The sequence below is a fragment of the Acetoanaerobium noterae genome (assembly GCF_900168025.1).
GTDB lineage: Bacteria > Bacillota > Clostridia > Peptostreptococcales > Filifactoraceae > Acetoanaerobium > Acetoanaerobium noterae.
Window position 1 is genome coordinate 200381 of sequence record NZ_FUYN01000002.1, and the last position, 14481, is coordinate 214861.

Sequence of the window (14481 nt, forward strand, 5' to 3'; positions counted from 1 at the left end):
AAAATGAAGGTATTACTTGTAAATCATTTTCCTCTTGAGGGTTCAGGAAGTGGTATTTATACCAAGAATATAGCTTCTAAACTTACTGAGCTAGGTCATGAGGTAATGGTGATTCTTCCAGAACATACAAATATCAGTAAGCCTTATATAACCAAGAGCATACTGTTTCGAAGCGAAGCAAATAAAGGTGAAAAGGTAGATGCAGAGTTCAATTTCCCTTGCTTTACGACGCATCCTAAAAGCAATAACACCTTTTATCAGCTTACAGATGAGCAGATGCACCATTATATAGATTTGATGCAGATAGCTATAGATGAAGCTGTAGCTATCTTTAAGCCCGATATCATACATTGTCAGCATCTGTGGATAGCGCCTTATTGCGCTAGCAAGACAGGAGTTCCCTATGTAGCTACAGCTCACGGGACAGATTTAAAAGGTCTTGTACTCGACTCAAGATATGTGCCTTATGCCCTTGAAGGAGCTCAAAAATCTAAAAAAATAATAACTATCTCCAAGCAAGTGGATTATGAGGTAGGCGAAAAATACTCAGTCCCTGATTCTCTTAGAAGACTGATTTTAAATGGATTTGATGAGAGCATATTCAATCTAAAGCCTGTAAGCAGAAAAGAAGTTCTTGCTAGCTTTGGACTGCCTGATGCAAGGCATGTAGTTTCTTTTGTAGGCAAGCTAGCTCATTTCAAAGGGGTAGACCTACTTCTAAAAGCCGCAAAGATTTACGAGGAAGAAGTGGAAGATGTAATGACACTTATTGTAGGTCATGGAGAGCTTTATGATGAGCTTAATAATTTAAGAAGAAGCCTAGGGCTAAAACACGTATATATGCTAGGGCATCAGCATCAAGAAAAGGTAGCTGATATCTATAACATAGCTGATGTATCGACAGTCCCTTCTAGAAAGGAACCTTTTGGACTTGTGGCTATAGAGGCATTAGCCTGCGGAACTCCAGTCGTAGTTACAAATGGAGGCGGACTAGTGGATTTTGTAGATGATACTATAGGAAGCGTAATAGATGAAGAGGACTATGAAGCTCTAGCAAAATCCATAATTTCAGAAATAAAAAACCCTGACAAAAAAGCCAAAAGAAAACGAGCTCATGAGTTTGCTATGAAAGAGTTTTCATGGAACAGAGTCATAGATGAAGTGATTGACGTATATGAGAAGGCTATAAAAGGATAGTAGAATTTTGCGAAAGGAGAACTTCTATGAGACGAGTAATGGTGATACCTGTTTATTATTCTAGACCTAAATCAGAAGGGCATCAAGACGGAGACTCGGTATATGACCACCCCACACCTATAGATGAAGATGGTACCTTAAAGCGGACCTTAGAAAGTATTAGAATCATTAAAAATCAAGATTTTCAGCTGGTGATATTAGTTTCGCCTACAAGTGAAGAGCTTACAGATAGAGCAAAGGAGAAAGTAAACAAAATTCTATCTGAAGTGAATCTAGACATTCAGACTTTTATCTTTACTCCTGCAGAGCTTGAAAAAATTAAAGCTCTAGCGGCAGAGCAAGATGTAGACCAGAGCGTTATTAAGCTTATGAATATAAGAGGGTATGCAAATGTTAGAAACATGTGCATTTATACTGCATATATACTAGGCGCAGAAATGGCTATGCTCATTGATGACGATGAGCTATTTGAAAAAGAGGATTTTGTGGATTTGGCATCTCAGTATATAGGTGGAAGGCTTTACGGAAAGACTATAGATGGAGTAGCTGGATACTATCTCAACAAATATGGCAATTACTATGATGATGTAGATATAGAGCCATGGATGACTTACTGGGATAGATTTGGTTTTAAAGGAAAAGCCTTTGATAAAATAATCGGGCAAGAGCCTAGAATAAAGCTTACTCCGTTTGCATTTGGTGGAGCAATGATAATTCATAGAAATCTTTTTAAAACAGTGCCATTTGATCCGAATGTAACTAGAGGAGAGGATATAGATTATCTTATAAATGCAAAGATGTTTGGCTTTCACTTTTTCTTAGATAGAGAGCTTTCTATCAAGCATTTGCCACCTAAGAAAACTCATCCAGTTTGGAAGAGATTTAGAGAGGACATATACAGATTCCTCTATGAAAAAGCCAAGATAGATTCACAAAGAGACCTTCCGAATATGAACAAGGTAACGAGTCACGATTTTGACCCATATCCAGGAAATTTCCTTACAAATGAACTAGAGGATATGATATTTAAAGCAAATATCATGTTGGCTATGGATTATCTTAGCAATGGAGATATAGAATCAGCAAAGCAAACTATGAACAATATCTATCTTTCAAAATACGATGCTATGCCAAAATTCAATGTTTTTGATGCCTTTATAGAACTTCAAAAAGACTGGAAAAGTCTGTTGAGTTTTACAAAGCAGTACATGATTGATATAAGAGCTATTATGGATATGGCAGAGTTTGGTTATGTCAAAAAATACGATAAAAAATCTGAGCTGGTATCTATGTCTAGAGATGAGATGGAAATTATTCTTAAATCCATGGATTTCTTTAATAATTTAGAAGAAGATGAAATAGATACCCTTGCGGCAATAGCAAAAATGAAGGAATATCCTGAAAATACTTTCATAGGCAAGGCCAATGAAAAAGTTGTCAGAATGAGAATAATATATAAAGGTGTGGTTAGGATTCAGAAGGAAACCTTGTCAGGAGATTCTGTAGACCTTGCTATACTTGAAAAGGGAGATTATTTTGGAGAGAGCTTTGATAAGAACTTCACTTCCTATGTGGATATAATAGCTGAAGAGGATTGCGAGCTTATAGAAATAGAGCATGCGGACCTTGTGAGCCTCATAGAGTCTCAGCCAATGCTAGGTATTAGAATACTTCAGATGCTAAATGCGAAGCTATCGCTCAAGCTAAAAACTTTAAATGAACGCTATACCTTGCTTTCGGATAGAGGAAGTAGTATATATTAAAAAAGATGGGCTTAGCCCATCTTTTCTAATATATAGAATATAACACTATTAAGCTTGAATTTACTATATTTAAGCTATAAATGCTTTAATTAGTAATAGATAGCTTTTAATTAATAGCTAGATTTTTTGAAGAAATGATAAAGGAGAGAAACCCCAGCACCAGTTCCACCGTATGGGCATAGGCTACTTGCTTTGTCTGTCCATGAAGGCCCTGCTATATCTAAGTGAACCCAAGGAAGCCCACTTGTAAACTCTTCTAAAAATAGGGAAGCTGTAATAGTACCAGCTGGTCTTCCAGGAGAGTTTTTAAGGTCAGCAACTTCAGATTTAAGCATTTTTTTGTATTCCTTTTCAAGAGGAAGTCTCCAGATTTTTTCGCTTGCTAGCTTTGATGCGGTGTCAAACTGGGCAAACATATCGTCATCAGAAGAAAGTGTAGCTATTACTTTTTCTCCAAGTGCAACTATAGCTGCTCCCGTAAGCGTAGCTATGTCTATGAGCTTAGTCGCTTTTTCCTCTTTTACAGCATAAGTCAATGCATCAGCAAGAGTAAGTCTTCCTTCTGCATCTGTATTAGTGATTTCTATATATTTTCCAGCCATAGAGCCTATTATGTCTCCTGGTTTGTATGCATGACCAGAAATCATATTTTCACAGCTTGCAACTACTGCTGTAACGTTAATTTTTAATTTCTGAGAAGCTACCATTATCATAGCACCTATAACTGCAGCAGCTCCGCCCATATCTGATTTCATAGTGTGCATTCCATCAGTAGGCTTGATTGAGTAACCACCACTGTCATAAGTCAGACCCTTGCCTATAAGACCGTAGATTTCAGGGTCGTTAGGGTTGCCGTGGTACTTCATAGTGATGAGCTTCATTGGCGCAGCTGAGCCTTTGCCAACAGAAAGAAAGGCTTGCATATCCAGCGCCTTTATATCTGCTTCGTCCATCACCTTAACATCAAATCCATATTCCTTGCCGTATTTTTGAGCTTCTTCAGCAAGCATAGTAGGAGTCATGATATTGGCAGGTTCATTTACTAGAGCTCTTGCCACACAGATGCTTTGACCTTCCATTACACCTTCGTCTAGAGCTTTTTCTAAAATACTCATATCCTCATCAGGACCAACTAGAATATTTACTTCTAGTATATCTACACTGTCTTCTTTAGGAGCTTTGTAGTCTCCAAAGTCATAATTTGAAAGTATGGTGTACTTGGCAACTAGGCTCACCATTTCCTTAGAAGAGGTACTGCAGGAATTGAAAATCTGGTGAATTTCTATAACCTTTGATTTTAATTGTTTAGCTTTTCTTATAGCTGAGCTTATAGCTAGCTTTACTGTTTCTTGGTCTATGCACTGGTCATCGCCAAGGCCTACCAAAATTATGTTTCGAGGGTTTTCTTCTCTTGCAAGTCTAAAGGATTCTATCTGTTCTTTTTTTCCTGTAAATATCTTGTCCTTAACTAGATAGCTAATCATAGCCTCGACATCTGAATCTAAATAGAGCAGACCTTCTGATATTTCTATTCCCTCAGTAAATGGGATTATAGCTGTATCACAAAGTACAGTGGATTCGCCGTGCTTGGAAATTCTAATATCCATAGTTTCCCCTCCTAATAATATAAGTAATACATATAATGTGTTTTTCACATACCTAAATTATACCCCAAGAAACAATCACCCACCACAAAGATTAATATAATAAAAATTAAAAATGTTAAATTTTAGAAACTAATGGGTAGTAATATATAGGAGTCTAAAATTTTGAAAGGAGCAATACAAATGAAACTAATGAAAAGAGACGAAAAAGCTGGTGCACTGAGAAAACAGGATATGATACCAGGGGTAGTTTATGGACATGGAATCGATGCAATTAGCGTTAAAGTTCCAAGGAAAGAGTTTGTAAAATCCTATGAGAAATTCAGACAGACAAAAACCTTCAATTGTGAGATAGATCAAAGTCCTCATCAAGTGTATATCAAAGATGTTCAAAGAGATGTACTTAATCCAGAAAAAATTACTCACTTTGATCTTTTAAAAGTATCAGCATCTGACAAAATCCATACCAGATTGCCGATAGTTCTTTTAGGAAGAGAGAATATCGAAAGACAAGGGCTGATTGTCCAGCAGAGTTTAAATGATATAGATGTAAAATACCAAGTAGGAAAAGGACTTGAGTCTATAGAGGTCGATATTGCTGATTTTAAAGATGGGGATACTCTTAAGGTATCAGATGTTAAAGTGCCAGATTATGTAGATGTTTTAGAGGATATGGATATGCTGGTTGCATCTATAGCTCATCCTAGAGTAGAAGCAGAGCCTGTAGAGGGTGAAGCAGCAGAAGTACCTCTAGTAGAGTAATAGTAAAATAATAAACTAATCCACTAGAGTAATGCGGATTGCTCTTGGAATTTAGAAATCTTATATTATGTACAAAACTAAAGCGAGCCGTTTGGCTCGCTTTTTAAATGCATTTATTTAGTCAACCTTTACTACCCAGCCTTCTGGGCCCTCAACGTCTCCGAATTGGATGCCGTAAAGAGTATCATATAATTTTTTAGTCACAGGACCTACTTCAGTTTCACTGTGGAATACATGAAGCTTGCCATTGTGTGAGATGCCTCCGATTGGAGTGATAACAGCTGCAGTACCACAAGCACCAGCCTCTTTGAACTCATCTATATTGTCGATTAAGCAATCTCTTTCTTCTACTTCCATACCTAGATATTCCTTAGCAATGTGTAGCAGAGAATATTTAGTGATACTTGGAAGAATAGATGGAGATATAGGAGTTACAAACTTATCGTCTTTAGTTATACCAAAGAAGTTAGCAGCGCCTACCTCTTCTATTTTAGTATGAGTAGCTGGATCTAGGTAGATACAGTCAGCAAAGCCTGCTTTTACAGCTAGTTCATGAGGATAAAGGCTTCCTGCATAGTTTCCACCAACTTTTGCTGCGCCAGTTCCATAAGGAGCTGCACGGTCATACTCAGAAGTAATAAAGTTTACAGGAGTCATTCCACCCTTGAAGTATGGACCAACTGGCATACAGAAAATACAGAAGATATATTCTGGAGCTGGCTTAACACCTATGTTGTCGCCTACACCGATTAGGAAAGGACGTAGATACATAGTAGCGCCGCTTCCGTATGGAGGCATAAATCTTTCATTAGCCTTTACAACCTTTTTACAGGCATCTACGAATCTCTCTACAGGAAACTCAGGCATCATGATACGATTACAGCTTTTAATCATACGCTTAGCATTTTCGTCTGGTCTGAATAATTGAATCTCACCGTTTTTTGTTCTATATGCTTTTAAGCCTTCAAATGTTTGCTGTCCGTAATGTAATGCTGCAGCAGACTGGCTGATAGTTAGAGTATTTTCTTCTATAAGCTTACCCTCGTCCCATTGGCCGTCCTTGTAGTATGATATGTAGCTAAAGTCAGTTTTCATGTAGCTAAAACCTAGTTTGCCCCAATCTATGTTCTCAATTTGCATAGATTATCCCTCCTTCAAATTTAATATCATTAAATATATTATAGCATAGAAAAAACGTTTGCCTAAAGATTAGAATATTCAAAATAATTAGAAATACAATTTCCTAAAGTTTTTTCAATCAAAAAAGAGATTGTCTCGTATTTTAAAGACAATCCCTTATAAGATAATGGTAAAACTTTAGATTATAAAACCAAGCTAAAGCTTTATTTGATTACTAAAGTTGATTTTATTATTTTGCTGATATAGCTGCCATAGTTATATAGTTATATGGCTTGTTAAAGTGAGGAAGGAAGAAAATGTCAGTAAGAGCAAGCTTATCGATAGTCACTTTTTCCTGAATAGCAAGTGAGAACATATGGATACCCATAGACATATCATAAGTTGATGCCATCTGAGCACCTATTATAACTCTTGTGTTTTTATCATATACTATTCTGATTTTTACTGATGGATTTTCTGACTCTATAAACTCTGGTTTTTGAAGGTCATCGTAATCAGTAGCTAGAGCATCGATTCCTAGTGACTTTGCTTTTGCAAGAGTAAGTCCAGTAGATACCATTTTTAAATCGTAGATGCATATGCCGTTTGAGCCTTGAACACCAGCAGATTCTAAAGCAGTGCCTCCTGCATTGTGAGCAGCAACTATACCTGAACGTACAGCATTTGTTGCTAGAGCTATATAGTTAGTATCTTGGATGCTGTTGTCGTAAACAGTAGCGCAGTCACCTATAGCGTAAACGTCCTTGATGCTTGTTTCTTGATTTTTATTTACAACATAGGCACCATTTCTAAATAGCTCAAGCTTGTCTTTTCCTAGCTCGTTATTTGGTCTAAAGCCTATAGAAAGAACTACCATATCTGCTTTATGAGTGCCTTTATCAGTAACTACCTCTTTAACCTTTGTATCGCCCTTTAGCTCAAGCACTTTTTCTCCAAAAGCAAGTTTAATACCGTGGTCTTTTAGGTTCTGCTTCATAAGCTCAGTAAATTCTTCATCGTAATATGCAGGAAGACAAGTATCTGCGATATCTATTAGAGTAACATTTTTTCCATGTCTTTCAAAAGCTTCAGCAAGCTCTACGCCTATATATCCAGCGCCTACTACTACGACATCCTTTATATCTTCTGTTTTAAGTTTTTGGATTACCTCGTCAGCGTGTTGGTACAGCTTTACTTTTTGAACATTTTCTAAATCTCTGCCAGGGATATCTGGGATGATAGGCATAGAACCAGTTGCTAAGATAATTTTATCGTAGCTTTCTTCTACCTTAGAGCCGTCTTTTAGGGTAGCGTAAACTATTTTTTTATCAAAGTCGATGCTTTCAACTGGAGCTTCCATGTGAACTACAGCACCTTGAGCTTCTAACTTTTCTTTGTTTGAATAAAATAAGCCTTCAGCTCCAGCTATCTGCTCGCCTATCCAAAGAGCCATACCACAACCTAAAAAGCTTATATTTGAATTGGCATCAAATATAGTTACCTTGGCATCCTTGTAGTTCCCCATAATAGTGTTAGCAGCAGCAGTTCCAGCGTGATTAGCACCTACGATTACGATTTTGTTCATGTTAACTCTCCTCTCAAATTAAAAACAATTAAGAATTAAAATTAGTTAAAACTAAAGTTAAAAATGATTATATTTTAAAATTAAAAAGTATACTAAAACAGTATTGATTACAATTTGAATTTATTATATCACTGGTTAAAAAAATAGCAATAGGTTTTTAAAAAAATTTTAAAAAATATCCAAAAATGGTATAATCTAGAGTTGAATGAGGAATTTATGGGTATAAAATATATTCAGTTAAAAATTTATAAATTGATATGAAACAATGGAGATGAAACTTGATGAAAAAATGTTCAGTATGTAAGAAGAATATAGCTATGCTTTTTGCTTCGACATATGAAAATGGTAAACCAGAAATGAAAGGGCTATGCCTTAACTGTGCTAAGAAGATGAATATCCCAGGGATAGATGATCTTATAAAGCAGACAGGTATGTCAGAGGAAGAGCTATCTGCAATCACTGACCAGATGAATGATTCTATGAGTATGTTTGATGAGGATAGCGAGATGGATTTTTTATCAAATTTTAAGGATGCTGATAAGGAAGACGAGGTTCAAATAGAAGAAAATGAAGAAGCTGAGGCTCATCAAGATGAAGTAGAAGATAAAGAGCCGTCTAAGAAAAAGAAGAAGAAAAAGAAATACCTAGATACCTTTGGAACTAACCTTACTGACAAAGCTTCAAAAAATCAAATAGATAAGGTTATAGGAAGAGATAAAGAAATTCAAAGGGTAATACAGATATTAAATAGAAGAGCAAAAAACAATCCAGTACTAGTAGGAGAGCCAGGAGTAGGAAAAACTGCTATTGCAGAAGGACTAGCTGTTAGGATAGCTGAAAAGCAAGTGCCATCAAAGCTACTAAACGCAGAGGTATATCTGCTGGATATGACTGCTGTTGTTGCTGGAACTCAGTTTAGAGGCCAGTTCGAGGGAAGAATGAAGTCTATAATCACTGAAGCTCAAAGCTACGGCAATATCATTTTAGTAATAGATGAGCTTCACAATATCATGGGTGCAGGAGAGGTTCATGGTGGAACTATGAATGCTGCCAATATCCTAAAGCCAGCTCTTGCAAGAGGAGATGTCCAAATCATCGGAGCAACTACTTTATCAGAGTATAGAAAGCATATCGAAAAGGACTCTGCGCTTGAAAGACGCTTTCAACCTGTAATCGTAGATGAACCTAGTGAAGAAGAAAGCATAGAAATACTAAAAGGAATAAAAGTCTACTACGAGGATTATCATCAAGTGAGTATTTCTGATGAAGTAATAGAAGCGGCTGTAAAGATGTCTAATAGATATATCACAGATAGATTTTTGCCTGATAAAGCCATAGATGTAATAGATGAGGCAGGCTCTAGAGCCAATCTTGTAAATGAAGTGCTAACTAGCATCGAGGATTACAAAACTCAGCTGATGCAAAGCACCTACCTAAAAGATCAAGCTTCAGAAAAAGGTGATTTTGAAGGAGCAGCTTATTACAAGGCTGAAGAAATTCGTCTTACTCAAAAAATTGAACTGCTTGAAAAGAGTTCAAAGACACCTCTTACGATAGAAGATGTAGCTCATATCATAGAAGCATGGACTAAGATTCCTCTTAAATCCATAACCGAGGAAGAGGCTATAAAGCTTCTGAATCTAGAGCAAAGACTTCACCAAAGAGTAATAGGTCAAGATGAAGCTATATCTAGCATCTCAAGAACAGTAAGAAGAAATCGTTCTGGCTTTAGAAAAAGAAGAAAGCCAGCATCCTTTATATTTGTAGGCCCTACAGGAGTAGGAAAGACAGAGGTAGTAAGAGCTTTAGCAAAAGAGATGTTTGGAAGCGAAGATGATATGATAAGAATCGATATGAGTGAGTATATGGAAAGACATACAGTATCAAAGCTCATAGGCTCACCTCCTGGATATGTAGGCTATGATGAGGGTGGACAGCTGACAGAAAAAGTAAGAAGAAGACCTTACTCTGTAATTTTATTTGATGAGATAGAAAAAGCTCATGCAGATGTATTTAACATGCTGCTTCAGATTTTAGAGGATGGAAGACTTACTGATGCACAAGGCAGAACAGTATTCTTTGAAAATACCATTATAGTTATGACCTCAAATGCTGGAACTTCATATAAAAGTAAGAGCATGGGCTTTGGAAATGCAAACACTCTAGAAGAGAGCGAGCATATCAAGGATGCCCTTAAGGAAGTCTTCAGACCTGAATTTTTAAATCGTGTAGACGATATAGTTGTGTTTACTAGACTTTCAAAGCCTCAGCTAAGAGAAATAGTAGACCTTATGATAAAGGAAGTTCAAACTGAGCTAGCAGAAAAAGGAATCAGTCTTCATGTGAGCGATGAAGTAAAAGAATTCTTACTAGAAAAAGGCTATGATGACAAATATGGAGCAAGACCTCTAAGACGAGTGATACAAAGATATATTGAAGATGAAATATCGGAGCTATACTTGCGTAAAGAGATTCTGGATAAAGACTCAATATCAGCAATCATGCTAAATGCACAGGTAAGTATAGTAAAAAGCCATGAATGAAAAAAAAGCTCGTTTTATTAGCATAGGAATGGTAGCTCTTGCTGTACTTGTTGGAATATTTGGATATACGCGCCCTGAAAAGCTTCTTAGTAAAGAGGGCGTGTACTACTACATACCTGTAGGAGATTACATTGATTCAAATGGAGATGGAGTAGGAGATATCCAAGGAATAATCAGAAACCTAGACAGCCTAAATGATTCCAATCCAAATACCAGTACGGACCTTGGTGTAAATGGAATAGTAATTAGCCCAGTATACCTAGCAAAAGGTCCAAATAAAAGCGAGCCTTTAGATTATTATAAAATCGACCCTGAATATGGGAACCTAATCGATCTAGAAGAGCTTATTTCAGAGGCGAATAAGCGTGGTATGAAGGTCATCATGGAAATGGAGTTTAACCATACTAGCATAGATCATGAGTGGTTTAGGCAGGCTTTATCAAGCGCAAAAAGCCCATTTAGAAGCTATTACAATCTAAAAGGCTTAGATTATCAGCCTAGAACTGAGTCAAGGCTTGTCAATGAAGAGTCTCTATGGCACAGATTAAACGGCTTAAAGTACTTTAGCTACAAAGATTATATGACAGCTGATTTAAATTATGAAAGTGCTGAACTTAGAAATGATATCAAGGAAATAGCTATATTTTACCTTGAAACTGGACTAAATGGACTTAAGCTGAAAAATGCCAACAACATCTATACCTATTATGAAGAGCCTAATGAAGATTCTAGACTGGAGAAAAATTTGGACTGGTGGCAGTCCTTTAGATTAGCTTGTAAAGAAGTAGACCCAGATGTTTATTTAATAGCTGATGTAAATGATAGAGCTGCAGTTATAGCGCCATATTTCAAAGAATTTAACACAGTTATGAATGTCTTCGCAGGTGAAAGAGCTATTCCATACATGATTAAATCTGGCAAGGATATGTCAGCAGATAATGGTATGTTTGCAAAGCAGATGGATAATATAAGCTCGTCATATAAAAAATATGGCAAAAATCCTATAGACGGAATTTACTTATCTGATGAATCAGGAACTATAATGAGCAAGGTAGGAAATCATGCTAAAAAATCTAAGCTGGCAGCTAGCATAATGATGACGCTACCTGGAAATCCATTTATCTACTATGGCGATGAGCTAGGAATGAATGATGAAAAAATCCAAAACCCAGACTCTACTATATACAATCACTACACTGATTTGATAAGGCTAAGACAGCTTCATCCTGCATTAAAAACAGGAAGTCTAATTGAAACCTCAGATGACAATGTACATGTACTTTCGTATATCAGATACGATTCAAAAGAAAAAGAGAATCTTTTAGTGATACATAATCTTTCTGATGATACTCAGTCAGCCTATATAAGAGAGCTTAAATCCTATGATGAAAAGAATATAATTCATTCCACATCAAATCATGATGTCATGGACAAAAATCTCAGCAAGGTTCAGCTCAGTGGATATTCTACATTGGTAATTTCATTGAAGTAGGTACTAAGCTAATTAGAGGGATAAAGACTGCTTATAAATTGCTGGGATCTTATTGCATTCGCAATAAGAAAAATCAGGTTCTTGAATAAATTGGAAAATTGGTATATAATATTTTCAGATAAAACTAGAGTTACTATAGATACTCAGGATAAAATTATGAGGTGTTTTATGAGTGTGATTGTTCTTTTATAGTGAATTAAATAAAATCTAACAGGTACGAGGTCATATGAGCATTTGCTATATGTCTATTTGACTTGCTTGGATTTCACTGATAAAAGACGATACTAACTGTATGAACCTTGTAAAGCAAAAGGCTACATTGCCTTTACTTTTAGATGGTTATTAACTGCAGCTATTTAGTCTGCAGTTTTTTTGTTTTTGAAATAACCCATAATTTTATTTTTGAGGAGATTAACATGAATAAAGCGATACAAACATTAGAATTTAATAAAATAAAAGAACGACTAAGTGAATTTTGCCAAAGCTCATTAGGTAAGCAGCTAGTAGATAACCTATATCCTGCTGTAAATATAAAAGCAGTAGAAACTAGACTCAAAGAAACAAAAGAAGCAGTGAGGCTTCTAAAAGCTGGAATGATACCACCTCTTGGAGGGCTCAGCAATATATCCATGCTACTTGAAAAAACTGAAAAAGGCATGATATTAGAGGCTAGTGAGCTAACTGCCATCAATGATTTTCTAAGAGCCTGCAGAAACCTAGAGCAATTTATGAATAAGCATAAAGAGCTGATACCCCTCATATCTGAGTATATACTTTCTATGAAAAGCTATAAGGATATAGAAGAGGAGATTTCCTACAGTGTAAGCGGAGCAATAGTTCTCTCTCAAGCGTCCAAAAACCTAGGAAGAATAAGAAGGCTAAAGGAAAATCAAAAAGAGAAGATTGAAAAGACCCTTCAGGCATTTTTATCATCTAACTCAAACAAATCTCTTATTCAGGAGTTTTTTATAAGCGAAAAAAATGGTCATTACACCATACCTATAAAATCAGCATATAAAAATCATGTAGAGGGGAGCATAATTGAGACCTCATCTACAGGCTCTACAGTGTTTATAGAGCCAAAAGCAATAGCAAAGCTCTCAGGAGAGATGCAGATGCTGGAAGCCGAAGAATTGGCAGAGCAGTATCAGATACTAGCAGGGCTCACTGGACTTATATATGAAAATATAAGCAGTATCAAGCAAAACATGGAGCTTATGGCGACTTATGATTTAATATTTGCAAAGGCGAGATATGCAATCAGCATAAATGCAGCAATGCCTGAAATAAATCTAAAAAGGCATATAAAAATAGTAAATGGAAGACATCCTCTGCTAGAGGGAAGAGTGGTGCCGCTTAATATAGAGGTAGGACCTGATTTTAATACCCTAGTGATAACAGGACCAAACGCAGGAGGAAAGACAGTGACGCTAAAAACAGTTGGCCTTCTTATCCTCATGACTCAGTGCGGATTATTTATACCAGCAGATGAGAGTAGTCAGATACCAGTTTTAGATGATGTGCTAGTAGACATAGGAGACAATCAAAGCATAGAAAATGCCCTTAGTACTTTTTCATCCCATATGCAAAATCTCGGAATCATACTCAAAAAATCATCAAACAACACCTTGGTTCTAATAGATGAAATAGGAACAGGAACAGATCCGGCAGAGGGAGCGGCTATAGCGGCGGCTATACTTGAAGAGCTCAGCAGAAAAGGAAGCCTTACCATAGCAACTACTCACTATGGAGAAATAAAGGAATTTGCTGTGAGGCATCCTCTGTTTAGAAATGCATCTGTACTATTTGATAAAGAAACTCTGTCACCCTTGTATGAGCTTATTATGGGTGAAAGTGGAGAGAGCAATGCCTTTTGGATAGTGGAAAAATTTGCATTTCCATCTGGAGTAATTAATAACGCAAAGCGCTACCTTATGACAAATGAAAAAAATAAAGCGGCATCCTATATTACTGAAAAAGACAAGGAAAAACTGCAGAGTGAATTTGAAAAAAACAAACAAAGACAGCTTGAAAAGCAGATCCTAAAAGAAGAAAGACTAAGTAGCATAAAAGAAAGAAAAGTAGACTACTCAAAGGGTGATAGAGTAAGACTTCTAGATACAGACGAGATAGGGCTAGTTTATGAAGAGGCAGATAAAAACGACAATGTCACTGTCTACCTTTCAAATAATTATAAAAAAGTCTTAAGAAAAAGACTTTCACTTATGGAAAAAGCCCAAAACCTTTATCCAAATGACTATGACTTAGACACTCTTTTTACTGATTATTCTGCTAGAAAGCTAGAGCATGACATAAAAAGGGGCTCGAAAAAAGCTCTCAAGAAAATCCAAAAGGACATTAGATTAAAGAATAGGTAAATAATAAGAGATTAAAGAAAGGATATTAAAGAAACGTT

General features: G+C 36.3%; 9 protein-coding genes. 6 read left to right on the forward strand and 3 right to left on the reverse strand.

Features of this window, described 5'->3' with window-relative positions; genetic code table 11:
• Nucleotides 1–3 precede the first annotated feature (3 nt).
• Together B5X47_RS04615 and B5X47_RS04620 are read left to right on the forward strand one after the other, a co-directional pair.
• Nucleotides 4–1197 (forward strand): glycosyltransferase family 4 protein, encoded by a 1194-nt coding sequence (locus B5X47_RS04615; RefSeq protein ID WP_079589033.1) that lies wholly within the window; start codon nucleotides 4–6, stop codon nucleotides 1195–1197.
• 26 nt (nucleotides 1198–1223) lie between these two features.
• Nucleotides 1224–2960, forward strand: coding sequence for a Crp/Fnr family transcriptional regulator (locus B5X47_RS04620; protein WP_143215763.1), 1737 nt, complete (start codon nucleotides 1224–1226; stop codon nucleotides 2958–2960).
• A 110-nt stretch (nucleotides 2961–3070) separates the two neighbouring features.
• On the opposite strand, the gene B5X47_RS04625 is transcribed toward B5X47_RS04620, so the two are convergent.
• Nucleotides 3071–4567 (reverse strand): leucyl aminopeptidase, encoded by a 1497-nt coding sequence (locus B5X47_RS04625; protein WP_079589034.1) that lies wholly within the window; start codon nucleotides 4565–4567, stop codon nucleotides 3071–3073.
• A gap of 180 nt (nucleotides 4568–4747) precedes the next feature.
• On the opposite strand from B5X47_RS04625, the gene B5X47_RS04630 reads away from it, so the two are divergent.
• Nucleotides 4748–5326: a 50S ribosomal protein L25 gene (locus B5X47_RS04630; protein ID WP_143215764.1), complete on the forward strand. Its 579-nt coding sequence runs from the start codon at nucleotides 4748–4750 to the stop codon at nucleotides 5324–5326.
• Nucleotides 5327–5443: 117 nt separating this feature from the next.
• On the opposite strand, the gene B5X47_RS04635 is transcribed toward B5X47_RS04630, so the two are convergent.
• On the reverse strand, nucleotides 5444–6466 hold the full coding sequence (locus B5X47_RS04635) for a branched-chain amino acid aminotransferase (protein WP_079589036.1): 1023 nt from the start codon (nucleotides 6464–6466) through the stop codon (nucleotides 5444–5446).
• A 229-nt stretch (nucleotides 6467–6695) separates the two neighbouring features.
• Nucleotides 6696–8030, reverse strand: a complete 1335-nt coding sequence (gene nox / locus B5X47_RS04640; RefSeq protein ID WP_079589037.1) for a H2O-forming NADH oxidase — start codon at nucleotides 8028–8030, stop codon at nucleotides 6696–6698.
• Between the two features lie 281 nt (nucleotides 8031–8311).
• Here nox and B5X47_RS04645 point away from each other — a divergent pair, with 281 nt between their 5' ends.
• The 3 genes from B5X47_RS04645 (at nucleotide 8312) to B5X47_RS04655 (ending at nucleotide 14443) form a co-directional block, all read left to right on the forward strand.
• Complete coding sequence (locus B5X47_RS04645) at nucleotides 8312–10573, forward strand: ATP-dependent Clp protease ATP-binding subunit (protein WP_079589038.1); 2262 nt, start codon at nucleotides 8312–8314, stop codon at nucleotides 10571–10573.
• Nucleotides 10566–12065 carry an alpha-amylase family glycosyl hydrolase gene (locus B5X47_RS04650; protein WP_079589039.1) on the forward strand — a complete coding sequence of 500 codons (1500 nt, stop codon included), beginning with the start codon at nucleotides 10566–10568 and terminating at the stop codon, nucleotides 12063–12065. Before B5X47_RS04645 ends, B5X47_RS04650 begins: the two co-directional genes overlap by 8 nt.
• Nucleotides 12066–12481: 416 nt before the next feature.
• The gene (locus B5X47_RS04655) at nucleotides 12482–14443 is read left to right on the forward strand and encodes an endonuclease MutS2 (protein WP_079589040.1); all 1962 of its coding nucleotides are present in this window, start codon (nucleotides 12482–12484) and stop codon (nucleotides 14441–14443) included.
• The last annotated feature ends 38 nt before the right edge of the window (nucleotides 14444–14481 follow it).

What these genes read in the sequence shown, in the direction of transcription:
- B5X47_RS04630 (WP_143215764.1), top strand. Translation starts at nt 4,748, where the DNA reads ATGAAACTAATGAAAAGAGACGAAAAAGCTGGTGCACTGAGAAAACAG.
- B5X47_RS04620 (WP_143215763.1), top strand. Translation starts at nt 1,224, where the DNA reads ATGAGACGAGTAATGGTGATACCTGTTTATTATTCTAGACCTAAATCA.
- B5X47_RS04625 (WP_079589034.1), bottom strand. Translation starts at nt 4,567, where the DNA reads ATGGATATTAGAATTTCCAAGCACGGCGAATCCACTGTACTTTGTGAT.
- B5X47_RS04635 (WP_079589036.1), bottom strand. Translation starts at nt 6,466, where the DNA reads ATGCAAATTGAGAACATAGATTGGGGCAAACTAGGTTTTAGCTACATG.
- B5X47_RS04645 (WP_079589038.1), top strand. Translation starts at nt 8,312, where the DNA reads ATGAAAAAATGTTCAGTATGTAAGAAGAATATAGCTATGCTTTTTGCT.
- nox (WP_079589037.1), bottom strand. Translation starts at nt 8,030, where the DNA reads ATGAACAAAATCGTAATCGTAGGTGCTAATCACGCTGGAACTGCTGCT.
- B5X47_RS04655 (WP_079589040.1), top strand. Translation starts at nt 12,482, where the DNA reads ATGAATAAAGCGATACAAACATTAGAATTTAATAAAATAAAAGAACGA.
- B5X47_RS04650 (WP_079589039.1), top strand. Translation starts at nt 10,566, where the DNA reads ATGAATGAAAAAAAAGCTCGTTTTATTAGCATAGGAATGGTAGCTCTT.
- B5X47_RS04615 (WP_079589033.1), top strand. Translation starts at nt 4, where the DNA reads ATGAAGGTATTACTTGTAAATCATTTTCCTCTTGAGGGTTCAGGAAGT.